At 55.8% G+C, this 25,496-nt stretch carries 28 protein-coding genes and 1 other annotated feature; of the genes, 18 read left to right on the forward strand and 10 right to left on the reverse strand.

Annotation, left to right across the window (positions count from 1 at the left end):
- Nucleotides 1–15 precede the first annotated feature (15 nt).
- Nucleotides 16–2,613, reverse strand: coding sequence for a type I DNA topoisomerase (gene topA / locus AA74_RS0119360; protein ID WP_021240303.1), 2,598 nt, complete (start codon nucleotides 2,611–2,613; stop codon nucleotides 16–18).
- Between the two features lie 399 nt (nucleotides 2,614–3,012).
- Between topA and AA74_RS0119365 the strand changes: the two genes are divergently transcribed.
- Nucleotides 3,013–3,264: a YciN family protein gene (locus tag AA74_RS0119365; RefSeq protein ID WP_003856804.1), complete on the forward strand. Its 252-nt coding sequence runs from the start codon at nucleotides 3,013–3,015 to the stop codon at nucleotides 3,262–3,264.
- A gap of 34 nt (nucleotides 3,265–3,298) precedes the next feature.
- On the opposite strand, the gene sohB is transcribed toward AA74_RS0119365, so the two are convergent.
- Nucleotides 3,299–4,345 (reverse strand): protease SohB, encoded by a 1,047-nt coding sequence (sohB, locus tag AA74_RS0119370; protein ID WP_025913080.1) that lies wholly within the window; start codon nucleotides 4,343–4,345, stop codon nucleotides 3,299–3,301.
- Between the two features lie 252 nt (nucleotides 4,346–4,597).
- Between sohB and AA74_RS0119375 the strand changes: the two genes are divergently transcribed.
- Together AA74_RS0119375 and cobO are read left to right on the forward strand one after the other, a co-directional pair.
- Nucleotides 4,598–5,359 carry a YciK family oxidoreductase gene (locus AA74_RS0119375; RefSeq protein WP_008502811.1) on the forward strand — a complete coding sequence of 254 codons (762 nt, stop codon included), beginning with the start codon at nucleotides 4,598–4,600 and terminating at the stop codon, nucleotides 5,357–5,359.
- Nucleotides 5,356–5,946, forward strand: a complete 591-nt coding sequence (gene cobO, locus AA74_RS0119380) for a cob(I)yrinic acid a,c-diamide adenosyltransferase (protein ID WP_025913081.1) — start codon at nucleotides 5,356–5,358, stop codon at nucleotides 5,944–5,946. The genes AA74_RS0119375 and cobO overlap by 4 nt, the downstream gene beginning before the upstream one ends.
- Before the next feature lie 35 nt (nucleotides 5,947–5,981).
- Here cobO and rluB read toward each other — a convergent pair whose 3' ends face one another.
- From rluB to rnm, 3 genes are all read right to left on the reverse strand, one after another.
- Nucleotides 5,982–6,857 (reverse strand): 23S rRNA pseudouridine(2605) synthase RluB, encoded by an 876-nt coding sequence (gene rluB, locus AA74_RS0119385; protein WP_008502809.1) that lies wholly within the window; start codon nucleotides 6,855–6,857, stop codon nucleotides 5,982–5,984.
- Between the two features lie 96 nt (nucleotides 6,858–6,953).
- A complete protein-coding gene (locus AA74_RS0119390) occupies nucleotides 6,954–7,574 on the reverse strand; it encodes an L-threonylcarbamoyladenylate synthase (protein ID WP_003856793.1) in 621 nt (206 codons plus the stop codon).
- Nucleotides 7,571–8,452: an RNase AM gene (gene rnm, locus AA74_RS0119395; RefSeq protein ID WP_025913082.1), complete on the reverse strand. Its 882-nt coding sequence runs from the start codon at nucleotides 8,450–8,452 to the stop codon at nucleotides 7,571–7,573. Before rnm ends, AA74_RS0119390 begins: the two co-directional genes overlap by 4 nt.
- A 139-nt stretch (nucleotides 8,453–8,591) precedes the next feature.
- On the opposite strand from rnm, the gene trpL reads away from it, so the two are divergent.
- The 9 genes from trpL to AA74_RS1000000123130 all read left to right on the forward strand — a co-directional run bounded on the left by trpL (nucleotide 8,592) and on the right by AA74_RS1000000123130 (nucleotide 17,352).
- Nucleotides 8,592–8,636, forward strand: coding sequence for a trp operon leader peptide (gene trpL / locus AA74_RS1000000123830; protein ID WP_106993556.1), 45 nt, complete (start codon nucleotides 8,592–8,594; stop codon nucleotides 8,634–8,636).
- Nucleotides 8,613–8,706 (forward strand) — a sequence feature (Trp leader region). (Overlaps the previous gene by 24 nt.)
- 25 nt (nucleotides 8,707–8,731) lie before the next feature.
- A complete protein-coding gene (locus AA74_RS0119400) occupies nucleotides 8,732–10,294 on the forward strand; it encodes an anthranilate synthase component 1 (protein WP_025913083.1) in 1,563 nt (520 codons plus the stop codon).
- Nucleotides 10,294–11,889, forward strand: coding sequence for a bifunctional anthranilate synthase glutamate amidotransferase component TrpG/anthranilate phosphoribosyltransferase TrpD (gene trpD / locus AA74_RS0119405; RefSeq protein WP_008502806.1), 1,596 nt, complete (start codon nucleotides 10,294–10,296; stop codon nucleotides 11,887–11,889). Before AA74_RS0119400 ends, trpD begins: the two co-directional genes overlap by 1 nt.
- Before the next feature lie 3 nt (nucleotides 11,890–11,892).
- Nucleotides 11,893–13,251, forward strand: coding sequence for a bifunctional indole-3-glycerol-phosphate synthase TrpC/phosphoribosylanthranilate isomerase TrpF (gene trpCF, locus AA74_RS0119410; protein WP_008502805.1), 1,359 nt, complete (start codon nucleotides 11,893–11,895; stop codon nucleotides 13,249–13,251).
- A 10-nt stretch (nucleotides 13,252–13,261) separates the two neighbouring features.
- A complete protein-coding gene (gene trpB / locus AA74_RS0119415) occupies nucleotides 13,262–14,455 on the forward strand; it encodes a tryptophan synthase subunit beta (protein ID WP_008502804.1) in 1,194 nt (397 codons plus the stop codon).
- Complete coding sequence (gene trpA, locus AA74_RS0119420; RefSeq protein ID WP_023344339.1) at nucleotides 14,455–15,264, forward strand: tryptophan synthase subunit alpha; 810 nt, start codon at nucleotides 14,455–14,457, stop codon at nucleotides 15,262–15,264. Before trpB ends, trpA begins: the two co-directional genes overlap by 1 nt.
- Nucleotides 15,265–15,445: 181 nt before the next feature.
- Nucleotides 15,446–16,657: a selenium metabolism membrane protein YedE/FdhT gene (yedE, locus tag AA74_RS0119425; RefSeq protein WP_025913084.1), complete on the forward strand. Its 1,212-nt coding sequence runs from the start codon at nucleotides 15,446–15,448 to the stop codon at nucleotides 16,655–16,657.
- Nucleotides 16,654–16,887, forward strand: a complete 234-nt coding sequence (yedF, locus tag AA74_RS0119430) for a sulfurtransferase-like selenium metabolism protein YedF (protein ID WP_003856774.1) — start codon at nucleotides 16,654–16,656, stop codon at nucleotides 16,885–16,887. The genes yedE and yedF overlap by 4 nt, the downstream gene beginning before the upstream one ends.
- Before the next feature lie 126 nt (nucleotides 16,888–17,013).
- Nucleotides 17,014–17,352 (forward strand): hypothetical protein, encoded by a 339-nt coding sequence (locus tag AA74_RS1000000123130; protein WP_071530987.1) that lies wholly within the window; start codon nucleotides 17,014–17,016, stop codon nucleotides 17,350–17,352.
- 46 nt (nucleotides 17,353–17,398) lie between these two features.
- Here the strand turns inward: AA74_RS1000000123130 and ompW are convergent, their stop codons facing one another.
- A complete protein-coding gene (ompW, locus tag AA74_RS0119440; RefSeq protein WP_008502800.1) occupies nucleotides 17,399–18,031 on the reverse strand; it encodes an outer membrane protein OmpW in 633 nt (210 codons plus the stop codon).
- A gap of 282 nt (nucleotides 18,032–18,313) precedes the next feature.
- On the opposite strand from ompW, the gene AA74_RS01000000122355 reads away from it, so the two are divergent.
- From AA74_RS01000000122355 to yciA, 4 genes are all read left to right on the forward strand, one after another.
- Nucleotides 18,314–18,718: a YkgJ family cysteine cluster protein gene (locus tag AA74_RS01000000122355; protein ID WP_021240310.1), complete on the forward strand. Its 405-nt coding sequence runs from the start codon at nucleotides 18,314–18,316 to the stop codon at nucleotides 18,716–18,718.
- 25 nt (nucleotides 18,719–18,743) lie between these two features.
- Nucleotides 18,744–19,487 (forward strand): YciC family protein, encoded by a 744-nt coding sequence (locus AA74_RS0119445; protein ID WP_023292236.1) that lies wholly within the window; start codon nucleotides 18,744–18,746, stop codon nucleotides 19,485–19,487.
- A gap of 55 nt (nucleotides 19,488–19,542) precedes the next feature.
- Nucleotides 19,543–20,082 carry a septation protein A gene (locus tag AA74_RS0119450; RefSeq protein WP_008502797.1) on the forward strand — a complete coding sequence of 180 codons (540 nt, stop codon included), beginning with the start codon at nucleotides 19,543–19,545 and terminating at the stop codon, nucleotides 20,080–20,082.
- A gap of 104 nt (nucleotides 20,083–20,186) precedes the next feature.
- Entirely contained in the window at nucleotides 20,187–20,582 is a 396-nt protein-coding gene (yciA, locus tag AA74_RS0119455; protein WP_008502796.1) for an acyl-CoA thioester hydrolase YciA, read from the forward strand.
- Between the two features lie 38 nt (nucleotides 20,583–20,620).
- On the opposite strand, the gene tonB is transcribed toward yciA, so the two are convergent.
- Nucleotides 20,621–21,343, reverse strand: coding sequence for a TonB system transport protein TonB (tonB, locus tag AA74_RS0119460; RefSeq protein WP_024907102.1), 723 nt, complete (start codon nucleotides 21,341–21,343; stop codon nucleotides 20,621–20,623).
- Nucleotides 21,344–21,563: 220 nt separating this feature from the next.
- On the opposite strand from tonB, the gene AA74_RS0119465 reads away from it, so the two are divergent.
- Nucleotides 21,564–21,860: a YciI family protein gene (locus AA74_RS0119465; protein WP_008502794.1), complete on the forward strand. Its 297-nt coding sequence runs from the start codon at nucleotides 21,564–21,566 to the stop codon at nucleotides 21,858–21,860.
- Between the two features lie 41 nt (nucleotides 21,861–21,901).
- Here the strand turns inward: AA74_RS0119465 and AA74_RS0119470 are convergent, their stop codons facing one another.
- The 3 genes from AA74_RS0119470 to AA74_RS1000000123510 all read right to left on the reverse strand — a co-directional run bounded on the left by AA74_RS0119470 (nucleotide 21,902) and on the right by AA74_RS1000000123510 (nucleotide 23,869).
- Nucleotides 21,902–22,855, reverse strand: coding sequence for a helix-turn-helix domain-containing GNAT family N-acetyltransferase (locus AA74_RS0119470; protein ID WP_025913085.1), 954 nt, complete (start codon nucleotides 22,853–22,855; stop codon nucleotides 21,902–21,904).
- A 93-nt stretch (nucleotides 22,856–22,948) separates the two neighbouring features.
- The gene (leuE, locus tag AA74_RS0119475) at nucleotides 22,949–23,584 is read right to left on the reverse strand and encodes a leucine efflux protein LeuE (RefSeq protein ID WP_008502792.1); all 636 of its coding nucleotides are present in this window, start codon (nucleotides 23,582–23,584) and stop codon (nucleotides 22,949–22,951) included.
- A 111-nt stretch (nucleotides 23,585–23,695) separates the two neighbouring features.
- Nucleotides 23,696–23,869, reverse strand: coding sequence for a YciY family protein (locus AA74_RS1000000123510; protein ID WP_021240326.1), 174 nt, complete (start codon nucleotides 23,867–23,869; stop codon nucleotides 23,696–23,698).
- 144 nt (nucleotides 23,870–24,013) lie between these two features.
- On the opposite strand from AA74_RS1000000123510, the gene cls reads away from it, so the two are divergent.
- Nucleotides 24,014–25,474 (forward strand): cardiolipin synthase, encoded by a 1,461-nt coding sequence (gene cls, locus AA74_RS0119480; RefSeq protein ID WP_008502791.1) that lies wholly within the window; start codon nucleotides 24,014–24,016, stop codon nucleotides 25,472–25,474.
- The last annotated feature ends 22 nt before the right edge of the window (nucleotides 25,475–25,496 follow it).

Consider the following 25,496-nt stretch of genomic DNA (forward strand, 5'->3'; position numbering starts at 1 on the left):
TACGGTTAGGAAAGATTATTTCTTGCCTTCAACCCATTTGCCATCGACAAAGAAGGCTGACCATCCGGTCGCTTTACCCTCTTTCTCTGCCGCAACATACTGCTGCTTAGTTTTACGGCTAAAACGCACCACGGTTTTGTTGCCTTCCGGATCCTGCTGCGGCGCATCGGCCAGATAACGCAGTTTCTCCGGCAGACGATCGCGGAAGCGATATAGCTCTTCCACCAGCGGCGCGCGGGTTTCGCGCGATTTCGGGAAGGTGTTGGCGGCCAGGAAGACACCTGCCGCGCCGTCACGCAGCACGAAGTACGCGTCGGATTTCTCACACGGCAGCTCCGGCAGCGGAACCGGATCTTCCTTCGGCGGGGCCACTTCACCGTTACGCAGAATTTTGCGCGTGTTTTTACATTCGTCGTTGGTACAGGCCATGTACTTACCGAAACGTCCCATTTTCAGGTGCATTTCAGAACCACACTTCTCGCACTCCACAATCGGGCCGTCATAGCCTTTAATGCGGAACTCGCCCTCTTCAATCTCATACCCGTCACACGTTGGGTTATTACCGCACACGTGCAGCTTGCGTTTTGGATCGATCAGGTAGCTGTCCATTGCCGTGCCGCATTTTTTGCAGCGGCGCTTGGCACGCAGAGCGTTCGTTTCCGCATCGTCACCTTCCAGCACGTTGAGAACTTCGTTCTCCGGCACCAGGTTGATGGTGGTTTTGCAGCGCTCTTTTGGCGACAGCGCATAGCCGGAGCAGCCCAGGAACACGCCCGTGGTGGCAGTACGGATCCCCATCTTGCGGCCACAGGTTGGGCAGTCGATGCTGGTCAGTACCATCTGGTTAGGCAGCATGCCGCCCTCTTCAGGGTCTTTCTCCGCTTTTTCAAGCTGGTCGGTGAAGTCGCTGAAGAAGCTGTCAAGGACCTTTTTCCATTCCGCCTGGTGGCTGGCAACCTGGTCGAGGCTGTCTTCCATTTGCGCGGTGAAATCGTAGTTCATCAGCTCGCGGAAGTTGGCTTCCAGACGATCGGTGACGATCTCACCCATTTTTTCCGCATAGAAACGACGGTTTTCAACACGGACGTAACCGCGATCCTGAATCGTCGAGATAATTGACGCGTAGGTCGACGGACGGCCAATACCGCGTTTTTCCAGCTCTTTTACCAGAGATGCTTCACTGAAGCGTGCCGGTGGCTTGGTGAAGTGCTGAGCCGGGATCAGCTCAACCAGAGACAGTTCATCACCTTTGTTCACCGCAGGCAGCGTTCGGTCTTCATCACCTTTACGCAGCGCAGGCATCACTTTTGTCCAGCCGTCGAAACGCAGAATACGACCGCGCGCCTTGAGACGGAAATCACCCGCGCCAACGGTCAGCGTGGTGGAGTCGTACTGGGCCGGGGTCATCTGGCACGCCACGAACTGACGCCAGATCAGCTGATACAGCTTCTGCGCGTCGGCTTCCATATCTTTCAGCGATTCAGCCAGCACGGAGACGTCAGAAGGACGAATCGCTTCGTGCGCTTCCTGAGAATTCTCTTTACTGGCGAACTGGTTAGCGCTTTCCGGCAGGTATTTCTTACCGAAGTTGTCGCTGATGTAGCCACGCACCATATTGACCGCGTCCTGACTCAGGTTGGTTGAGTCGGTACGCATGTAGGTGATGTAACCTGCTTCATACAAGCGCTGGGCCATCATCATGGTCTTCTTCACGCCATAACCCAGACGGGTGCTCGCCGCCTGTTGCAGGGTGGAGGTGATAAACGGCGCACCAGGCTTGCTGCTGGTCGGTTTGTCTTCACGTTCCAGTACCTGATAGCGTGCCTTTTCCAGCAGCGCCACGGCGGCCATGGTCTGGTCGCGGTTTTCCGGGCGGAAAGGCTTATCGTTCTGGTGGCTTACCTGCAGCGGCAGAGCGTCACCGCCCGGCGTGGTCACATTGGCATCGACTTCCCAGAACTCTTCCGGCACGAAGGCTTTAATTTCGCGCTCGCGCTCAACGACCAGACGCACGGCGACGGATTGCACACGACCTGCGGACAGGCCACGGGCAATCTTTTTCCACAGCAGTGGAGAAACCATGTAGCCCACAACGCGGTCCATAAAGCGACGCGCCTGCTGGGCGTTAACACGGTCGATGTTTAGCTCGCCCGGCTTCTCAAACGCCTGACGAATCGCATTCTTCGTAATTTCGTTAAACACTACGCGGCTGTAGCGTTTGTCATCACCCCCGATCACTTCCCGCAGGTGCCACGCAATGGCTTCCCCTTCGCGGTCAAGGTCGGTTGCGAGATAGATGTGGTCTGCTTTTTCAGCCAGCTGCTTCAGCTCGTTAACGACTTTTTCTTTCCCTGGAAGCACTTCATATTGTGCATCCCAGTTATGCCATGGGTTAACACCCATGCGGTTGACAAGCGCGCTACGTTCATCCTTTTTAGGCTTTTTAGCCCCTTTGGTGGAGGTAGAGTCTGCGCTCTTTTTGCTGGCTGAGCCACTGGTCGGCAAATCGCGGATATGACCAACGCTGGACTTAACCACGTAGTCATTACCCAGATACTTATTGATCGTTTTGGCTTTTGCCGGGGACTCAACGATGACGAGAGCTTTACCCATATTCACCTTTACCTAATTTAATTCTTCCAGGAATACGCCGCACGTTGATTTCCCTTCCGCTGACGACGAGCCAATGATATTGCGACTGCGTCAGGAGATATCAACCCCTTTGTCTTACCGGGCGTTAAAGAAAAGACGCCCAGGTGATTGAGTTCTCGGGTATTTTTCTCACATCTCGTGTAATTCGTGACGAATTCCCGGTTGAATGTCAAGCAATTCTGTTGCCAGAATGACGAAAGCGCACACTCTACCTGATAAAATTCGTTACGCAACTTTATTAGCATGCAAAAGCAAATCCTGCCAGCCAGGCCCCTGCACCTTATCCCCTCACATTACAGGGAAAATTTGCCCCCAAAGCGCCCTCGGCGTAGACTATTGTCACTGTTTAAGGAGTGGATTATGCAGAATACGACCCAACCTATTGACCGAGCCTCTCTGCTTATCGAAGCAAACAAGCTTATTCGTGACCATGAAGATACGCTGGCAGGCATTGAAGCCACCGGCGTAGAGCAGCGAAATGGCGTGCTGGTTTTCAGCGGTGAATACTTCCTTGATGAACAGGGCTTACCGACCCCGAAAAGCACCGCCGTGTTTAACATGTTTAAATACCTGGCACATACGCTTTCCGAGAAATATCACCTGGTCGATTAACGCAAAACGCGAGGCATAAGCCTCGCGTTTTTGTTTACAGCAGCGGTTTTTGTCCACGCTGTAGCCAGCGGAGCAGCAGGCGGTCCGCGCTTTCTGCCGCACTGTTGGTAAAGCGGTCAAGGAGTCGCTTGCGCTGGGCAAAGCGGACGCCCACCAGTTCCCGGCCTTCCATCAGGTTGAGCAGCAGATCGTCGCTGGTTCCGACTTCATCTACAAGCCCTTTCTCCTGCGCCTGAACGCCGTACCAGTGCTCACCCGTTGCGACCTGCTCAATGTCCAGCGTCGGGCGCATACGGTGCACAAAGTCTTTAAAGAGATGATGCGTTTCGTTGAGATCCTCACGGAATTTTTGGCGCCCTTCTTCCGTGTTTTCCCCCAGCAGCGTCAGGGTGCGTTTGTACTGACCCGCAGTGTGAAGCTCGATATCAATCTCTTTATTTTTCAGGAAGCGGTTAAAGTTCGGGATCTGTGCGACCACGCCGATCGAGCCGATAATCGAGAACGGTGCGGCCACAATTTTGTCCGCCACGCAGGCCATCATGTAGCCACCACTCGCCGCCACTTTATCTACGGCCACGGTCAGCGGGATCTGTTTTTCACGCAGGCGCTGCAGCTGAGAGGCCGCCAGGCCGTAGCCGTGCACCACGCCCCCCGGGCTTTCAAGACGAACAACGACCTGGTCCTGCGGCGTCGCCACGGCCAGCACGGCAGTGACCTCTTCGCGCAAAGACGCGACTTCATGCGCATCCATGCTGCCTTTAAAATCGAGCACGTAAACCCGTGGCGTGACCTTATCCTGTGGCGTATTGAGCTTCGCCTTTGCCTTTGCCGCTTTGCCTTCCTGCTTATGCTTTTTCTTCTGGGCTTTGAGCCACAGTTTCTGTTGATGACTGTCAAGCAGCGCGAGAGACATCTCTTCCTGCATCTCTTTATACTGCTCGCTCAGGCGGGTGATGCGTAACTCCCCACGCTGACGCTTGCGCTGCGTCAGGTTGACAATCAGAACGGCAACCACCGCAATGGCAATCACCACCGTCGCGATTTTCGCCAAAAACAACCCATATTGAGAAAGTAATTCCACGCGTTCCACCTTGATTTAACCACGAATCTTTCACGGCAGTGTACAACACCCCCTGCCCATGCGTCTCGCTCGTGACACTACCTCTGCGAGGCGCCTTCAGGAATCCCCGGTCTGGCGTTTAAATATTTGCAAATTGTTAATTTTACAGCAATGCGTCCTGTAGACTGATTGAATTATCAGGCGAATTCGGGCATAAAGCCGAAAAGTCACAAAAGAAGGCGTGTTTAAGTCACCGTGCGCCGAGGAGTCACCTTGCATTATCAACCGCAAAAAAATCTGCTGCAGAACCGCATCATTCTTGTCACTGGGGCCAGCGACGGGATTGGCCGTGAAGCGGCGCTGACCTACGCTGAGTATGGCGCGAGCGTCATCCTGACCGGCCGCAACGAAGAAAAACTTAAAGGGGTGGCGCAGGAGATTGAAGCCGCAGGTGGGATTCCTGCTCGCTGGTACACGCTCGATCTGCTCACCTGCACGCCCGCGTCATGTCAGGAGCTTGCTCACCGCATCAGCACCCATTACCCGCGCCTGGACGGCGTACTGCATAATGCCGGCTTGCTTGGCGAAGTTCGCCCGATGGATGAACAGGATCCCGAGATCTGGCAGGAGGTCATGCAGGTCAACGTCAACGGGACGTTTTTCCTGACCCAGGCACTCCTTCCTTTATTACTCAAATCGGATTCGGGTTCACTGGTGTTCACCTCCTCCAGCGTAGGCCGTGAGGGGCGCGCAAACTGGGGTGCCTATGCCGTATCAAAATTCGCAACCGAAGGCATGATGCAGGTGCTGGCAGAGGAGTACCAAAGCCGCCATCTTCGCGTAAACTGCATTAACCCGGGCGGTACGCGCACAAAAATGCGCGCCAGCGCCTTCCCGACGGAAGACCCGCAGAAGCTGAAAACGCCGGCAGACATTATGCCGCTCTATCTCTGGCTGATGGGCGACGACAGCCGCCGCAAAACCGGGATGACCTTTGACGCCCAGCCGGGCCGTAAACCAGGAATCTCGCAATGAGTGAAGAACGTCATCAGCAGCGCCAGCAGCGGCTGAAGGAACAGGTCGATGCACGCGTCGCGGCCGCTCAGGACGAGCGCGGGATCGTCATCGTCTTTACCGGCAACGGTAAAGGGAAAACCACGGCCGCATTCGGCACGGCGACACGCGCCGTCGGCCACGGGCAGAAGGTTGGCGTTATCCAGTTTATTAAAGGTGAGTGGCCTAACGGCGAGCGTAATCTGCTTGAGCCTCACGGCGTTGAGTTCCAGGTGATGGCGACCGGATTTACGTGGGACACCCAGAACCGCGAAACCGATACCGCAGCCTGTCTGGCCGTCTGGGAGCACGCTAAAAGAATGCTGGTCGATCCTTCACTCAATATGGTTCTGCTGGATGAAATCACGTATATGGTCGCCTACGACTATTTGCCGCTAGAAGAGGTGCTTAATGCACTGAAAAACCGTCCCGCCCATCAGACGGTCATCATCACGGGCCGCGGGTGTCATCGGGATATTCTGGAGCTGGCAGATACCGTAAGCGAGCTGCGTCCGGTTAAACATGCGTTTGATGCGGGCATCAAAGCGCAAATAGGGATTGATTACTAAAGAAAAAAGCCCGGTGTCTTCACCGGGCTTTTACATTAACCGTTGTTATTACGGCTGCCAGAGCGGCGGTTGCTGCTCACCTGGCTGTGACGCTTCACCGCACGGCGAATCTGGTTCGCCTTCATGCGGCGACGATCTTTTTCCACCGCCACTTTAGAGGTGGTTTCCGGCGTCAGGCCGACCAGCTCGCGCAGGTAGTTGGTCTGGGTCAGATCCAGTTCGGTATAACCCCCACGCGGCAGGCCTTTTGGCAGCAGGATGTCGCCGTAACGGACACGGATCAGGCGGCTAACCTGCACGCCTACCGCTTCCCAGAGACGACGCACCTCGCGGTTGCGGCCTTCGGTCAGGGTCACGTTGTACCACTGGTTGATGCCTTCCCCACCGGTAAATTTGATGGTTTTGAACGCCGCAGGACCGTCTTCCAGCTGAACGCCACGCGACAGGTCGCGCAGTTTATTCTCGTCAACCTGGCCAAACACGCGCACCGCGTATTCACGTTCCACTTCACGGCTTGGGTGCATCAGACGGTTTGCCAGTTCACCATCGGTGGTAAACAGCAGCAGACCGCAGGTATTCACGTCCAGACGACCAACGGCAATCCAGCGAGCGCCACGCAGTTTAGGCAGACGGTCAAACACCGTCGGGCGACCTTCCGGGTCATTGCGGGTACACAGCTCGCCTTCCGGCTTGTAGTAAGCCAGCACGCGGCAGATCTGCTCAGCGGACTCTTTCACGGAGATAAGATGACCGTCGATACGGATCTTCAGCCCCGGTACGATTTCTACGCGGTCACCCAGCGTGGCGATTTTACCGTCCACACTCACGCGGCCCGCTTCAATAATGGCTTCGATTTCACGGCGTGAACCGTGGCCGGCACGCGCCAGCACTTTCTGTAACTTCTCGCTCATTGAGCTTCCTCAAGTGTCGCCTTCACAGGCGTCGAATCAGGTCAAAAGAGGGCCGAGCCCTGCTTTGATGGCCGCGTAGTATATCTGCTTATACCATTACAAGAAAGGCTTTACGTCACCCACGCCTTCACGAATCACTTCCGGTGCATCTTCGGTTAAGTCGACCACGGTGGTCGGCTGCTGGCCGAGATAACCGCCGTGAATAATCAGCTCGACCACCTTCTCCAGACGATCTTTGATCTCTTCCGGATCGGACTCGGTAAACTCGCTGCCGGGCAGCATCAGCGAGGTAGACAGCATTGGTTCACCGAGGGTTTCCAGCAGCGCCTGCGCAATCGGGTTCGACGGCACGCGCATGCCGATGGTTTTACGTTTTTCCTGCAGCAGACGACGCGGCACTTCTTTGGTCCCTTTCAGGATGAAGGTGTAGTTGCCCGGCGTGTTGTTCTTAATCAGGCGAAACGCCACGTTATCCACATAAGCATAGGTGGACAGCTCAGAGAGATCGCGGCACATCAGGGTAAAGTTATGGCCGTCCGGCAACTGGCGAATACGGCAAATGCGTTCCATCGCCCCTTTATCTTCAATTTTGCAGCCCAGCGCGTAGCCGGAATCGGTCGGGTAGACAATCACGCCGCCTTTGCGGACGATCTCCACGGCCTGGTTAATCAGGCGTGGCTGCGGGTTATCCGGATGGATATAGAAAAACTGACTCATACTTCCCTCTCTTCAATTTGCTGCGGCTGTTCCCATAGCTGCCAGACCGGCTCAACGCCAGCGGGCAGCCAGAGCTTGCGCCCCAGTTCGATCCAGGCGCAGGGCTGATGGAAATCAGAACCCTGTGAGCCAAGCAGGCCGTACTGTCGGGCATAGGTCGCGAGCTGCGCGCGCTCGTTGGGTGCCTGCTGACACTGGGCGACTTCCATCGCCTCTCCACCGTTTTCGGCAAAGTGCGCCAGCAGCCTTTTCAGCCATTTAGCAGAAAGATTATACCGCCCCGGATGGGCCAGCACGGCCTTACCGCCAGAATGATGAATCACATCAATAGCTTGTTTTATTGTACACCACTGTGGCGGAACGTATCCGGTTTTCCCGCGCGCCAGATACTTTTTAAAGACATCCGCCATCGTCGTGGCTTTACCCGCCTCTACCAGAAAACGGGCGAAATGACCGCGCGTAACCGCCCCGCCGTTCGCCAGCTTTTGCGCACCTTCCAGCGCGCCAGGAATATGTGCCTTTTCCAGACGCTCGCCGATCATCTCTGCGCGCTGGTTGCGGCGCGTTTTTTGTTCTTGCAAAAACTCAATAAGTGCCGGATGGTCTATATCGATGTTCAGGCCAACGATATGAATCTCATGGTTTTCCCAGACGGTCGAAATCTCGACGCCGGACACCAGATTGAGTGCCAGCTCGCAGCGGGCAATCTCGGCGCGCGCAGCCGGAATGGCATCCGTCGTATCGTGATCGGTTATCGCCAGCGTGCCGATGCGCATTTCAACGGCACGATGAACCAGGGCTTCGGGTGTCAGCAGGCCATCAGAGGCCTGAGTATGGCTGTGTAAATCATAAATAATCGCGTAGGTGGTATCGCTCAAAGCACTTCCCATAACAGGTTGAAGACATCCGAAACCGCCATGATACCGACTTAACGTGAAATTCTGAAATCAAGGGTTGACAACACGCCATCGAACTAGTTAACTAGTACGCAAGTTCACACGAGAAAGGTATCTGAAAATGACAGCACATTTCACTCTGCACGGCTGGTGGCGTACCTCCTGATCTTCGGGCAGTGTCACGCGTCTGCGAAATGCAAACAGATACCCGCCCGCTACTCAGCGGGCTTTTTTTTGAACAGAATAAATGAGAACACCAACATGCAAACAGCCAAACCCCATCTCGAATTGCTGACCTGCGAGGCGGCCTATCGCCACAACCCGACCGCGCTGTTTCATCAGGTGTGCGGGGCACGTCCGGCAACGCTGCTGCTGGAATCTGCGGACATCGACAGCAAGGACGATCTGAAAAGCCTTCTGCTGGTCGACAGCGCGTTGCGCATTACCGCCTTAGGTGACACTGTCACTATTAAGGCTTTGTCAGACAATGGCGCATCGCTTCTGCCGCTGCTGGATGCCGCCCTGCCTTCAGGCATCGAAAACGAACGTCATCCAGAAATGCGCATTCTGCATTTCCCGCCGGTTAGCCAACTGTTAGATGAAGACGCGCGCCTCTGTTCCCTGTCCGTCGTTGATGCCTTCCGCCTGCTGCAAAATCTGGTCACCGTTCCGCACGAAGAGCGTGAAGCGATGTTCTTTGGCGGGCTGTTTGCTTACGACCTGGTCGCGGGATTTGAAGATTTGCCGGAAACCGAGCAGGGCAATCGCTGCCCGGACTACTGTTTCTATCTGGCCGAAACCCTGCTGGTGATCGACCATCAGAAACAGTACACCCGCATTCAGGCCAGCCTGTTCACGCCTTCTGGCGCTGAGAAAACCCGTCTGGAGCACCGCATTGCCCAACTGCAGCAGCAAATGACGGAAGCGCCGCCTGCGCTACCGGTGCAGCGCGTGGAAAAAATGACCTGCGATGTGAACCAGACCGACGATCAGTACGGTGCCGTGGTTCGCCAGATGCAAAAGGCGATTCGCGCCGGGGAAATTTTCCAGGTGGTGCCTTCCCGCCGCTTCTCTCTGCCCTGCCCGTCCCCGCTGGCCGCTTACGACGTGCTGAAAAAGAGCAACCCAAGCCCGTACATGTTCTTTATGCAGGACAATGACTTCACGCTGTTCGGCGCCTCGCCGGAAAGCTCGCTGAAGTACGACGCCACCAGCCGCCAGATTGAAATTTACCCGATCGCCGGAACCCGTCCGCGCGGACGTCGCGCAGACGGCTCGCTGGATCGCGATCTCGACAGCCGCATCGAGCTGGAAATGCGTACCGACCATAAAGAACTCTCCGAGCACCTGATGCTGGTTGACCTGGCGCGTAACGATCTGGCCCGTATTTGCACCCCAGGCAGCCGCTACGTGGCGGACCTGACTAAAGTCGACCGCTATTCATTCGTGATGCACCTGGTCTCCCGCGTGGTCGGTGAGCTGCGCCACGATCTCGACGTACTGCACGCCTACCGCGCCTGCATGAACATGGGTACCCTGAGCGGTGCGCCGAAAGTGCGCGCCATGCAGCTGATTGCCGCCGCCGAAGGACGCCGTCGCGGCAGCTACGGCGGTGCGGTGGGCTATTTTACGGCCCACGGTGACCTCGATACCTGCATCGTGATCCGCTCCGCCTATGTCGAAGACGGTATTGCCACCGTTCAGGCCGGTGCCGGGATTGTTCTTGATTCTGTTCCGCAGTCTGAAGCTGACGAAACGCGCAGCAAAGCGCGTGCGGTCCTTCGCGCCATTGCTACCGCACACCACGCACAGGAGATTTTCTGATGGCTGACATTCTGCTGCTCGATAACATCGACTCCTTTACCTATAACCTGGCAGATCAGCTGCGTGCGAATGGCCATAACGTCGTTATCTATCGCAACCACGTCCCGGCGCAGACCCTGATTGACCGTCTGGCGACCATGCAAAACCCGGTGCTGATGCTCTCCCCGGGGCCGGGCGCGCCGAGCGAAGCGGGCTGTATGCCCGAACTGCTAACCCGCATGCGCGGCAAGCTGCCGATTATCGGTATCTGCCTTGGTCACCAGGCAATCGTGGAAGCCTACGGCGGTTACGTCGGCCAGGCGGGCGAGATCCTGCACGGTAAAGCCTCCAGCATTGAACATGACGGCCAGGCAATGTTTGCCGGGCTGCCGAATCCGCTTCCGGTCGCGCGCTACCACTCGCTGGTCGGCAGCAACATTCCCGCCGGGCTGACGATCAACGCCTCGTTTGAAGGGATGGTGATGGCGGTACGTCACGACGCGGATCGCGTCTGCGGGATGCAGTTCCATCCGGAATCCATCCTGACCTCCCACGGTGCCCGCCTGCTGGAGCAGACCCTCGACTGGGCGTTACAGAAGCTGGAGCAGACCAACACCCTGCAGCCGATTCTGGAAAAACTGTATCAGGCGCAAACCCTGAGCCAGCAGGAGAGCCACCAGCTCTTCTCCGCCGTGGTTCGCGGCGAGCTGAAGCCGGAACAGCTCGCAGCCGCGCTGGTGAGCATGAAGGTCCGCGGTGAAAGCCCGCAGGAGATCGCCGGTGCCGCCACGGCACTGCTGGAAAATGCCGCCCCGTTCCCGCGCCCGGACTATCCGTTTGCCGATATCGTCGGCACCGGCGGTGACGGCAGCAACAGTATCAATATTTCAACCGCCAGCGCCTTTGTGGCCGCAGCGTGTGGTCTGAAAGTAGCGAAACACGGTAACCGCAGCGTGTCCAGCCGGTCAGGCTCGTCTGATTTGCTCGCGGCATTCGGCATTAATCTCGATATGAACGCCGAACGTTCCCGTGAAGCGCTGGATGACCTGGGCGTCTGCTTCCTGTTTGCGCCGAAGTATCACACCGGTTTCCGCCACGCAATGCCGGTTCGTCAGCAGCTGAAAACCCGCACGCTGTTTAACGTGCTCGGCCCGCTGATCAACCCGGCCCATCCGCCGCTGGCGCTGATCGGTGTCTACAGCCCGGAACTGGTCCTGCCGATTGCCGAGACGCTGCGCGTGCTGGGTTACCAGCGTGCCGCCGTGGTGCACAGCGGCGGAATGGATGAAGTGTCTCTGCATGCCCCGACGCTGGTAGCCGAACTGCGCGACGGTGAAATCCTGAGCTACCAGCTCGAAGCCGCTGACTTTGGTTTAACTCCGTATCACCAGGAAGCGCTGGCAGGCGGTACCCCGGAAGAAAACCGTGACATTCTGACGCGCTTATTACAAGGTAAGGGAGAGGTCGCCCATGAGGCCGCCGTTGCCGCCAACGTCGCCATGCTGATGCGTTTGCACGGTGAGGAAGACCTTAAGGCCAACGTTCAAAAAGTTCTGGATGTACTGCGCTCCGGTGCAGCTTACGATCGCGTTACCGCACTTGCGGCAAGAGGGTAAAGAATGCAGACCGTTTTAGCGAAAATCGTTGCCGATAAGGCCATCTGGGTGGAAGCCCGCAAGCAACAGCAGCCGCTTGCCAGTTTCCAGAATGACGTCGTCCCGAGCAGCCGTCGTTTCTATGACGCCCTGCAGGGTGCGCGCACCGCGTTTATTCTTGAGTGCAAAAAAGCGTCTCCGTCTAAAGGCGTTATCCGTGACGATTTCGACCCGGCGCGCATTGCCGGTATTTATAAGCATCATGCCTCAGCCATCTCCGTGCTGACGGATGAGAAATATTTTCAGGGCAGCTTCGATTTTCTACCGATCGTCAGCGGCATCGCGCCGCAGCCGATCCTCTGTAAAGACTTCATTATCGATCCGTATCAGATTTGGCTGGCGCGCTTTTACCAGGCCGACGCCTGCCTGCTGATGCTCTCGGTGCTTGACGACGAGCAGTACCGCCAGCTCTCTGCCGTCGCGCACAGCCTGAAAATGGGCGTGCTGACCGAAGTGAGCAACGAAGAGGAGCTGGAGCGCGCGATTGCGCTGGAAGCCAAAGTGGTCGGCATTAACAACCGCGATCTGCGCGACCTGTCCATTGACCTGAACCGCACGCGCCAGCTGGCGCCGCGGCTGGGCTCTGGCGTCACGGTCATCAGCGAATCCGGCATTAACAGCTACGCCCAGGTGCGCGAGCTGAGCCACTTCGCCAACGGTTTCCTGATTGGCTCCGCCATGATGGAACATGACGATCTCAATGCGGCAGTACGTCGCGTGCTGCTGGGTGAGAACAAAGTCTGCGGTTTAACCCGCGAACAGGACGCCCAGGCCGCGTATGAAGCCGGAGCGATTTATGGCGGGCTGATTTTTGTGGATTCCTCTCCTCGCGCGGTCAGCGAAGAGCAGGCGCGTAAGGTCATCGCCGCGGCACCACTCAGCTATGTTGGCGTGTTCCGCAATGCGGATATCGCCGAGGTGGTTGAAAAAGCCGACGCGTTATCACTGAGCGCGGTGCAGCTTCACGGCGATGAAGATCAGGCCTATATCGATGCCCTGCGCGCCACGCTGGCGCCGCAGGTACAGATCTGGAAAGCGCAACGCGTTGACGATACGTTGCCCCCGCGTAACCTGAACCACGTGGATAAATACGTCCTCGATAACGGTCAGGGCGGAACCGGCCAGCGTTTTGACTGGTCCCTGCTGAACGGCGAAAAGCTGGACAACGTTCTGCTGGCGGGCGGATTAAGCCCGGATAACTGTGTAGAAGCCGCGAAAACCGGCTGCGCAGGCCTCGATTTCAATTCAGGCGTAGAGTCCCAGCCGGGTAGTAAAGATGCCAGCAAACTGGCCTCGGTTTTTAAAACTCTGCGTGCATATTAAGGAAGAGAAGATGACGACATTACTTAACCCGTATTTTGGTGAGTTCGGCGGGATGTACGTCCCGCAAATCCTGATGCCCGCCCTGCGCCAGCTGGAAGAAGCGTTTGTGAGCGCACAGAAGGATCCGGCGTTTCAGGCTGAATTTACCGACCTGCTGAAAAACTATGCAGGCCGCCCAACGGCCCTGACCAAATGCCGCAATCTGACGGAAGGCACGAAAACCACGCTGTATCTTAAGCGTGAAGACCTGCTGCACGGCGGCGCGCACAAGACTAACCAGGTGCTGGGCCAGGCGCTGCTTGCGAAGCGTATGGGCAAAACCGAAATCATCGCCGAAACCGGCGCAGGCCAGCACGGCGTGGCCTCGGCGCTCGCCAGCGCCCTGCTCGGCCTGAAATGCCGCATCTATATGGGGGCGAAAGACGTTGAGCGTCAGTCTCCGAACGTCTTCCGTATGCGTCTGATGGGTGCGGAAGTGATCCCGGTGCACAGCGGCTCCGCGACGCTGAAGGATGCCTGTAACGAAGCGCTGCGCGACTGGTCTGGCAGCTACGAAACCGCGCACTATATGCTCGGTACCGCGGCGGGCCCGCACCCGTTCCCAACCATCGTGCGTGAGTTCCAGCGCATGATCGGGGAAGAGACCAAAGCGCAGATCCTCGAAAAAGAGGGTCGCCTGCCGGATGCGGTCATCGCCTGCGTCGGCGGCGGGTCAAACGCCATCGGCATGTTCGCAGACTTTATCGACGACACCCGCGTGGGTCTGATTGGCGTCGAGCCTGCGGGTCATGGTATTGAATCGGGTGAACACGGCGCGCCGCTGAAGCATGGCCGCGTGGGGATCTACTTCGGCATGAAATCCCCGATGATGCAGACCGATGAAGGCCAGATTGAAGAGTCTTACTCTATCTCCGCTGGCCTCGACTTCCCGTCCGTCGGACCGCAGCACGCCTATCTGAACAGCACCGGTCGTGCGGACTATGTCTCCATTACCGATGACGAAGCGCTGGAAGCGTTCAAAACGCTGTGCCGCAGCGAAGGGATCATCCCGGCGCTGGAGTCTTCACACGCTCTGGCCCATGCGCTGAAAATGATGAAAGACAATCCGGAAAAAGAGCAGCTGCTGGTGGTCAACCTTTCCGGACGCGGTGACAAAGATATCTTCACCGTTCACGATATTCTGAAAGCACGAGGGGAAATCTGATGGAACGCTACGATAACGTATTTGCAGAACTGAAATCCCGCCAGGAAGGCGCGTTCGTTCCCTTCGTCACCCTGGGCGATCCGGGCCCTGAACAGTCGCTGAAGATCATCGACACCCTGATTGAATCCGGTGCCGATGCGCTGGAGCTGGGGATCCCGTTCTCTGACCCGCTGGCGGATGGCCCGACTATCCAGAATGCGACGCTGCGCGCGTTTGCTTCGGGCGTGACGCCAACCCAGTGCTTCGAAATGCTGGCGGCGATCCGTCAGAAGCATCCCACTATCCCGATTGGCCTGCTGATGTACGCCAATCTGGTGTTCAACCGCGGTATCGATGAATTTTACGCCGAGTGCGCCCGCGTGGGCGTCGACTCTGTTCTGGTCGCCGACGTGCCGGTCGAGGAGTCCGCGCCGTTCCGCCAGGCGGCGATGCGTCACAACGTCGCCCCGATTTTCATCTGCCCGCCGAACGCCGATGACACACTGCTGCGCCAGATAGCCTCTTACGGGCGCGGTTACACGTATCTGCTCTCCCGCGCAGGCGTGACCGGTGCCGAGAATAAAGCGGCCCTGCCGCTGCATCATCTGGTGGAAAAGCTGGCCGAGTACCATGCCGCGCCGCCGCTGCAGGGCTTCGGGATCTCCTCTCCAGACCAGGTCACCGCGGCGATTGACGCGAAGGCCGCAGGTGCCATTTCCGGCTCTGCGATAGTGAAGATCATTGAGAAGAACGTGGACAAGCCCGAGCAGATGCTGGCCGAGCTGAAGGCGTTTGTGACCGCCATGAAGGCGGCAACGCGTAAAGCCTGACCCCTCCACCGTCTGGCACCCTTGCCAGACGGTTACCTTTTCTTCCCCGTCTTCAACAAAGAATGACATCAAAATTGATCCTATCGATATTTTCGGTGTGAATGGCTTTTCAAACTGTCGTGTAAGCGTATGATCTGGACTCTTTTTTATCTTTAATCCTTCTGAGTTCAGAGGCTTATTCATGTCATGGCAATCCTTCAAACAGGCTTACCTGGTTAAGTTCTGGTCACCCGTTCCGGCCGTTATCGCGGCAGGCATTCTCTCTACTTATTATTTTGGCATTACCGGCACCTTCTGGGCCGTGACCGGCGAGTTCACCCGCTGGGGTGGTCAATTGCTGCAACTCGCTGGCGTGCATGCCGAAGAGTGGGGATACTTTAAGCTCATCCACCTCGACGGTACGCCGCTCACCCGCATCGACGGGATGATGATTATCGGCATGTTCGGCGGCTGTTTCGCGGCCGCGCTGTGGGCAAATAACGTTAAGTTGCGTATGCCCAAAAGCCGGATCCGCATTTTGCAGGCGGTTGTCGGCGGGATAATTGCCGGATTCGGCGCGCGTCTGGCGATGGGGTGTAACCTTGCCGCCTTCTTTACCGGGATCCCGCAGTTTTCGCTTCACGCCTGGTTCTTTGCCGTCGCCACGGCCATCGGCTCTTACTTTGGCGCAAAATTCACCCTGCTGCCGCTGTTTCGTATTCCAGTGAAAATGACAAAAGTCAGCGCAGCGTCTCCGTTGACCCAGAAGCCCTCTCAGGCCCGCCGCCGTTTCCGCCTCGGAATGCTGGTCTTTTTCGCCATGGTGGCATGGGCGCTCTGCACCGCCTTGAACCAGCCTAAGCTCGGTCTGGCGATGCTGTTCGGTGTGGGTTTTGGTCTGCTCATTGAACGCGCGCAGATCTGCTTTACCTCTGCGTTTCGCGATATGTGGATCACCGGGCGCACGATGATGGCGAAAGCGATTATCGCCGGGATGGCGGTCAGCGCCATCGGCATCTTCAGCTATGTTCAACTGGGCGTCGAACCAAAAATCATGTGGGCCGGTCCTAACGCGGTCATAGGCGGCCTGCTGTTCGGCTTCGGGATCGTGCTGGCTGGCGGGTGTGAAACCGGCTGGATGTATCGCGCCGTCGAAGGCCAGGTGCACTACTGGTGGGTGGGGCTGGGCAATGTGATTGGCTCGACGATCCTGGCGTACTGCTGGGATGACGTGTCTCCCGTCCTGGCCACCCGCTGGGACAAGGTCAACCTGCTGAATACCTTCGGGCCTCTCGGCGGCCTGCTCGTCACCTACGCCCTGCTGTTGGTCGCTTTTTTACTGGTCGTCGCACAGGAGAGACGTTTCTTCCGCCGTGCGGGCGTTAAAACAGAAACGCAGGAGAATGCAGCATGAAAGAGATCGTGCCTGATTATCGTCTGGATATGGTTGGCGAGCCCTGTCCATATCCGGCGGTGGCTACGCTTGAAGCGCTGCCGCAGCTTAAGAAAGGTGAAATTCTGGAGGTGGTCAGCGACTGCCCGCAGTCCATCAACAACATACCGCTGGATGCGAAAAACCACGGTTATACGGTGCTGGATATCCAGCAGGATGGCCCAACCATTCGCTATCTGATTCAAAAATGATCGCTAAGGGCCTCGTCAGGGGCCTTTATCGTATTGAATTATAAGACATCTTGATCCACGGCAAAAACGTTATTTATGACTTAAGTAAAATCTCATTTCCCTTTTGAAGGAGGTTTTCGCGGTTTGATGTATTTACGAGCTTTACTGGTCTTCGCCTTATTGATTCCCTTCCACGCGCTGTCCCTGAATTTCTCTTCTACTTTCCTGCGTCTTAATTGTCCGCAAAGAGGACTTGTCGAGGTTATTCTGCACGTTTATGACCACACTCAGGAACGGTGGCGCGGCCATTTTGAAACCGGTGCGGGGCATAAACGTGCGGGTGATACCGAAATGATCCCGTTTGCCAACGGCGATATTCTCTTCCATTCCGTATCCAGCGACGCTTTCAGCTATTTATATGATGGGGAAACGATCCTGAGGCACTGCGTAAAGCTCGATGAGCGGCCGGTTTATCCGTCGTTTTGACGTGAGCAAAGCAAACTGGCCACCCTGTGGCCAGTTTGACGGGGAATCAGAAACGATAACCCGCAGAGAACATAAACACCCACGGATCCAGGCGAGTGCTGATACTTTGCTGCTGACCGCCCGCCTTGAAGCGTACGTCCGTATCAATATCCATATACCAGACCGAGGCGTTGATCAGCCAGTCACGGTTAATCAGATAATCCAGGCCAACCTGCCCCGCCATGCCCCACGAATCTTTCAGGCTGAGATCCGTCAGACCCGCCTCTTTACCGGTATCGTTGAATTTCTCATCAAAGAAGGTGGTGTAGTTCACACCGGCGCCAATATATGGACGCACCTTGCTGCTTGAGTCGCCGAAGTACCACTGCGCCATCAGCGTTGGCGGTAAATGGTGAACCGTGGCGATATCACCGGTTGGCCCGAGGCCCACGCGATGACGGAACGGCGTTGCGGCCAGAAGCTCAACGCCCACGTTATCCGTCGCCATATAGGTGAAGGTTAAACCTAACTGGGTGTTATTACTGACGTTAAAACCGCCCATTCCCAGCACGTTATCCGAACCTTCAGTTGGGCGAGCCGTAGCCGAACCGGCACGAATAAAGAATTCGCCTGCTTCATGCGCATACGCGCCGCCAGAGAGACTGCTTAATACAAGGGCTGCCACCGCTAATTTTTTCATATCCGCTCCATCGTTGTGGTTTTAATCGCGGATGAGAATATACTCACAAAAGAGTAATAAGTGATCTGCCACAGATCACATTAAAACCAGTAACTTAACATTCATTGATCTGGATTAATTTTTTGTTACGCACTCAAAACCAATAAGTTGTTTCCATGTCAATTTTTGGCATTTCACGGTTACAAAATTTTCCCTTTTCCCCCTCTTGCTCTTCCTCTGGCGGCTGGATAATTTATCGCTCTCACAAATTGATTTGATGCGTTCTTCTTTTGCAGGTGTGCCATGAGTGATATCAACCCGTGCATGACGTGCGGAGCCTGTTGTGCGTATTTTCGAGTCTCTTTCTACTGGGCCGAAGCCAGCGATGGCGGTGGTACCGTTCCGGTTCATCTTACCGAGCCGTTAACCCCCTTTTTGCGCTGCATGAGCGGCACGAACCAAAAGCAGGCCCGCTGTGTGGCGCTCCAGGGTGAGCCTGGGGTCTCGACCCGCTGTTCCATCTATGAGGATCGCCCCAGCCCGTGCCGGGAATTTGCCATGTCGGGGGAAGATGGCCAGGTCAACGAAGCCTGTAACCGCGCCCGCGCGCGGGTTGGATTACCGCCGCTTTACAAAGATATGCTTTTCCATACAAGCCTTGATGCTGCCACAGCAGGTGCATCCGGTGTACAATTGCCGGCTAATTAACACCTGCAATACTCAAGGAGAGTGCATGTCTATCACGGCGAAGTCTGTCTACCGTGACACGGGAAACTTTTTCCGCAATCAGTTCATTACCTTTTTACTGATCGCGTTGCTTTGCGCCTTTATCACGGTGGTGCTGGGCCATGCCTTCTCACCGAGTGAAGAACAGATTGCCAGCCTGAGCCAGGGCGACCATCTTGCGGGTAGCGTGGGGTTGTTTGAGCTGGTGCAAAATATGACGCCGGAGCAGCAGCAAATCCTGCTGCGCGCCTCTGCCGCGTCCACGTTCTCAGGCCTGATTGGTAATGCAATTCTGGCGGGCGGCGTTTTGCTGATGATTCAGCTGGTATCGGCGGGTCACCGCGTCAGCGCCTTACGCGCGATTGGTGCGAGTGCACCGGTCTTACCTAAGCTGTTTATCCTGATTTTTTTAACCACGATGCTGGTGCAAATGGGGATTATGCTGGTCGTGGTGCCGGGCGTTTTACTGGCTATCGTGCTCGCATTTGCGCCGGTGATGGTTGTGCAGGATAAGATGGGAATTTTTACCGCGATGCGCAGCAGCATCAGACTGGCATGGGCTAATATGCGTCTGGTGGCCCCCGCCGTGATCGGCTGGCTGCTGGCCAAAACGCTGCTGTTATTGTTTGCGCCGAATTTTGCGGTATTAACGCCTAACGTCGGCGCCGTGGTGGCGAATACGCTGAGCAATCTCATTTCAGCGGTACTGCTCGTTTATCTGTTCCGCCTGTATATGTTAATTCGTCAGTAATCCCGAGGCGGGGGCATCGCTGTCTCCCGCCCCGCTCAGAAGATGGAATCACAGAATGAAGCAGTTTCTTGATTTTTTACCGCTCGCGGTGTTTTTCGCTGTCTATAAGTTGTACGACATTTTTGCTGCAACAAAAGCGTTAATCGTCGTGACCGCCGTTGTGCTGATCTACAGCTGGATTCGCTATCGCAAAGTCGAAAAAATGGCGCTTATCACGTTCGTTTTAGTAGCGGTGTTCGGTGGATTGACCATTGCCTTGCATGATGTTGAATTTATTAAGTGGAAGGTGACTGTTATTTATGCGTTGTTTGCAGCAGCGCTATTGTTCAGTCAATGGTTCATGAAAAAACCCCTTATCCAGAGCATGTTAGGTAAAGAACTAACGCTTCCGCAGGTGGTCTGGTCGCGTCTGAATACCGCCTGGGCAATCTTCTTTATTCTTTGCGGTCTCGCTAACATCTATATTGCCTTCTGGCTGCCGCAGGATATCTGGGTCAACTTTAAGGTTTTTGGCCTGACCGCGCTGACGCTTATCTTCACGCTGTTAAGCGGCGTATACATCTATCGCCATATGCCCCAGGACGACAACCACTGATTACTGACTGACCAGAACGTCAACGACGGGCGTTCTGGTCTATTCTCTCCGCACGCGAATCATAGTAGCATCCCGCCTGAAGTCTTCCGTTACGAGTTAAAACAATGACAACAACTAACGCCCCTCAGGGCGAACTGGTTTTACGCACACTGGCAATGCCCGCTGACACCAATGCCAATGGCGATATTTTTGGCGGCTGGCTGATGTCGCAGATGGATATGGGCGGCGCAATTCTGGCAAAAGAGATTGCCCACGGGCGCGTGGTCACCGTGAGAGTGGACGGCATGACCTTCCTGCGCCCGGTTGCGGTGGGTGATGTGGTTTGCTGCTACGCGCGCTGCGTGAAGCGCGGCAATACCTCCATTTCCATCAACATCGAAGTCTGGGTGAAGAAAGTCTCTTCTGAGCCGATTGGGCAACGCTATAAGGCCACTGAAGCGCTGTTTATTTATGTTGCCGTGGACAGCGAAGGTAAACCTCGTCAACTTCCACAGGCCTGATCGACAGGCAAAAAAAAGCCTCCTTTCGGAGGCTTTTTTTATTCCATCTGCGCCCCGCCGTTCAGGCGGAAAACAATATTGACGATCAATCCGCTGCCCGGCTTGCCTGGCTCATAGCGCCATCTGCGCATGGCAGATTTCACTTCGCGCTCAAACATATTAGAAGGTTGCGCAGACAAGATTTCCACATTATCCACGCGGCCATCCGCAGTGACGTCAAATTTCACCCGTACGCGGCCTTCAATACGCAAGGCCTGAGCTCGCGCCGGATACTGAGGCTGATTGCGGCTTACGGCGCGCGGGCCCGCTGGTGCGGTTACGGTTGGCTTTGACGTCGTTGCCGTATTGTTCATCACCGGACGTGAAGGCGCTGCATTTTCGACCGGCTGAGTCGCACGCGGTTCAACCGGACGTTCCTCGCGTTTCGGACGCTCCTCGACCTTTTTCACCGGCTTTGGCTTCGGCTTAGGTTTTGGCTTCGGTTCAGGTTTGTGGATCACCACCGGAGCTTCCTTCGGTGGCGCCGGAACGGGCTCGGGTTCTGGCTCCGGTTCAGCCACCGGCTGTGGCGGCGGAGGGGCAACCTGCGGCGGTTCAAGATCCGCTGGCGAGACCATCGTCACCGAGATCGGCTGCGCGGGCGCGGGCATTTCAATAACCTGATGAACCGAGGTATACAGCAGACCCGCCACAACGGCACCGTGAATCACGACAGAAAGCAGCGTCGGCCAGGGAAAGCGGCGAGGTAAATCAAGGGTCATCGAAGTCATAGTCATCAACGTTAAAAAACCGAACCCTGATTTTAAATGCAAATAGCAATCATATTCAATAAGACACTTTGCTCTGGCGCAATTTTAGCGCCCGAGAGGCCAAAAAAGGCGCATACAGATCAGGGTATTAACATTGTTTTTATTTTACATTGCAGTCGTTTGCCCTTTCACATAACGTAACTGACACTTTTACCGGTTAAGGAGCTTCGCCGTGTTTTACGTGATTTACTCTGAAGATGTTGCTGATTCGCTCGAAAAACGCCAGTCTGTGCGCCCTGCGCATCTGGCACGTTTGCAGTTGCTTCAGGATGAAGGCCGATTACTGACCGCTGGCCCCATGCCCGCAGTAGACAGCAACGATCCGGGTGCTGCCGGTTTCTCCGGCTCCACGGTCATTGCTGAGTTTGAATCCCAGGAAGCCGCTCAGGCCTGGGCTGATGCAGACCCGTACGTTGCAGCGGGCGTGTATGCAAAAGTGACGGTGAGACCGTATAAAAAAGTGTTCTGATACCAAAGCGGCTCCGAAAGGAGCCTTTTTTAGGGTGGCGATTACGCGCCTCTGTGCCGGGTAAACTGCTGCTCTGTAATAAGGCTTCCCCACTGATCGCCTTCCCACTCTTTTACCAGCGTAAACCCATACGACTCGTACAGACGCCTGGCGGCGGTCAGCTTATTGAACGTCCAGAGGTGCACGGCAGAAAAACCGGCACTGTCGCAGAACCGCATGGCTTCATTCAGCAGTTTTTTTCCCACGCCGTGCCCCCGGCAGCCATCATCAAGAATAAACCAGCGAAGATGGGCTTCACCCGGCGCCAGATCCTCGCCATCGATCGCCACCGAGCCGACAATTTTGTCGTTGAGCACTGCCAGCCAAATCTGGTTACAGGGCTTCTCCAGTCTTTCACTAAACTCAGCCAGCCCCGAAGCCACTTTGGCCTCGAAGAAGCGACCAAAATTATGCTCCCGCGAATAATAACTGCCATGCATCTCCGCGATACGGCCAATCATGCCCGGGATATACCCCTGCACTATCTTCAGCTCATCGGGCTGCATATCATTGCCCGCCTCCCGACACGCCAGCAGCGCGTTGGCATAAAGGGAGAGCCCCTCAGAAATGGTCTGCTGCTGGGCAGGAGCAAGACGTTTTATTGCTGTGACCACGCGCTCATTGCTGAAGGTATTAATTTTACTGACCGTCTCGTGACCCTTCGCGGTCAGCCTGAGGCTCTTTGCTCTCGCATCCTCGGTAGAAATGACCTCCTCGAGTTCGCCTGCGGCAATCAGGCGAGCCAGCATCCGGCTGACGCTGGACTTTTCCAGGCCCAGCAGCTGTACCAGCTGACTCGCCGTCATCTCTTTTCGTAGGGCAATTTCGACCAGAGTATGGACGGCCGAAGGCGAGTAATTCGTTGAGGCCAGGGTAGAACCCATAAAACCTAACTCTCGCACCATCAGGCGCGAGGAACGTCGAATAACACTGACTACCGGGGTTTCGCTGTGCATGTTATGTCCTCACCATTTAGTTGTACTATACAACTAAATGGTGAGGGATTGTCAAACAGAATGAAAAAGGCTCCCGCAGGAGCCTTTCATCAATCAGTGCAGCGACGCTAACCTCGCCGCAAACCCGACAAACAGCAGCCCTATCAGCCCGTTCCCCAGCTTTGCAAGTTTCTTTTTCGTTTTGAGATAGCGCGTGACAAATGCACCGGAGAAGATCAGGAAGCTCATGTACATGAAGCTTATCAACTCAAGCGTCGTCGCGAGGATAAGGAAAGAGGTACCGGTGTTCTGCGCATTCACGTCAATGAACTGAACAAAGAACGAGACGTAGAACAGAATCGCTTTTGGATTCGTCAGGCTCAGCACCAGCGAACGTTTCATGATCGTGCTGGCAGGCTCGGTGCCGCTTTCCTGAGCGTGATTCTGGCGGGTAATGACCGACCAGAGCATTTTGCCGCCCAGCCACAGCAGGTAGAAGGCGCCGAGATAACGCACGATATTAAACAGTACCGGTGTGGTCTGGATTAATGCCGCGACGCCCGCCCAAGCAAGAAACATCAGCACCGCATCGCCGATAAATACACCCGTGGCGGCCAGGTACCCTTTTTTAACGCCGTGTCCAATTCCAGTTTTAAGCACAAACAGGGTATTTGGCCCCGGTACCAGCACGATAAAAAACGCGCCAACAACATACGTCCAGAAATTCAGTACGCCAAACTCCGCAAACACTTCTTCTCCCTCCTTTTGCTCAACACAACAGGAATAGCGCTGCAACCACGCTACTCCCAAAAATCAGACCTTATAAAATCAGCGGGCACCATTACGGTGCCCTCATGGTACTCAGATATCTTGGACGGCGAACAGCAACGCGTTGCGGTGCCGGGTCATTCCACATTTTCTGATGGCGTGAATACGCATATTGCGGCGGGATTGTGCTTCCAGCCAACGAGCCTTGCGACGACTCACCTGTCGCAACATGCGCCAGCGCCCTACTTCTGTTCTACTGCGCTTCATGTCTACAACTCTTTCTCAAACAGAGACGCCATTATAAACCCAACCCGGCTGCAAACCAGCGCTTTTACCTGGCGTTTTTATTTGCCAGATGAATCCTGATGCGTACACTCATAACAATACGCTTTCAAAAGGATTTTTTTAACTATGACAACCTTCTACACCGTGGTGAGTTGGCTGGTCATTTTGGGATACTGGCTGTTAATCGCGGGTGTGACGTTACGCATCCTGATGAAGCGCAGAGCCGTACCCTCTGCCATGGCCTGGCTTCTGATCATCTACATCCTGCCGCTGGTGGGAATTATCGCCTATCTCTCTTTCGGTGAGCTTCATCTCGGTAAACGCCGCGCCGAGCGGGCCCGCGCCATGTGGCCCTCCACCGCGAAGTGGCTGAACGACCTTAAAGCCTGCAAGCATATCTTTGCCGAGGAGAACAGCAGCGTCGCCTCGTCACTGTTTAAGCTGTGCGAGCGCCGTCAGGGGATTGGCGGCGTTAAGGGTAATCAGCTCCAGCTGCTGACCTCGTCCGACGACGTTATGCAGGCGTTAATCCGCGATATCCAGCTGGCGCGTCATAATATCGAGATGGTTTTCTATATCTGGCAGCCCGGCGGGATGGCTGACCAGGTCGCGGAATCCCTGATGGCCGCGGCGCGACGCGGCATTCACTGCCGTCTGATGCTTGACTCTGCGGGCAGCGTGGCATTTTTCCGCAGTCCCTGGGCAGGGATGATGCGCAATGCCGGTATCGAAGTGGTCGAGGCGCTGAAGGTTAACCTCCTGCGCGTGTTTCTGCGCCGGATGGACCTTCGTCAGCACCGTAAAATGATCATGATCGATAACTATATTGCCTACACCGGCAGCATGAACATGGTTGACCCGCGCTTCTTTAAACAGGACTCGGGCGTGGGCCAGTGGGTGGATTTGATGGCGCGCATGGAGGGGCCGATTGCCACCTCGATGGGCATCGTCTACTCCTGCGACTGGGAGATAGAGACCGGCAAACGCATCCTCCCGCCACCACCGGACGGCAATATTATGCCGTTTGAAGAGGCCAGCGGTCACACTATTCATACCATTGCTTCCGGGCCGGGCTTCCCGGAGGATTTGATTCATCAGGCGCTGCTGACGGCGACCTACTCGGCGCGTGAATATCTGATCATGACGACGCCCTACTTTGTTCCCAGCGATGACCTCCTGCACGCGATCTGTACCGCGGCGCAGCGCGGCGTCGATGTGAGCATTATTTTGCCGCGCAAAAATGACTCCCTTCTGGTGGGCTGGGCCAGCCGGGCATTCTTTAGCGAACTGCTGGCTGCAGGGGTGAAGATCTACCAGTTCGAAGGTGGATTGCTCCACACCAAAAGCGTGCTTGTCGACGGCGAGTTAAGCCTGGTGGGAACGGTGAACCTGGATATGCGCAGCCTGTGGCTCAACTTTGAAATCACGCTGGTTATTGATGATGCCGGCTTTGGCGGCGATCTCGCGGCGGTGCAGGATGATTATATCTCCCGCTCGCGGCTGCTGGATGCCAGACTGTGGGTAAAACGTCCGCTGTGGCAGAGAATTGCCGAACGACTGTTTTACTTCTTTAGTCCGTTGCTGTAAAACGTGCCCAACGATGTTAAAC

Origin of the sequence: Enterobacter sp. 5-4 (assembly GCF_000612205.1) — a bacterium.
Classification (GTDB): Bacteria; Pseudomonadota; Gammaproteobacteria; order Enterobacterales; family Enterobacteriaceae; genus Enterobacter; species Enterobacter roggenkampii.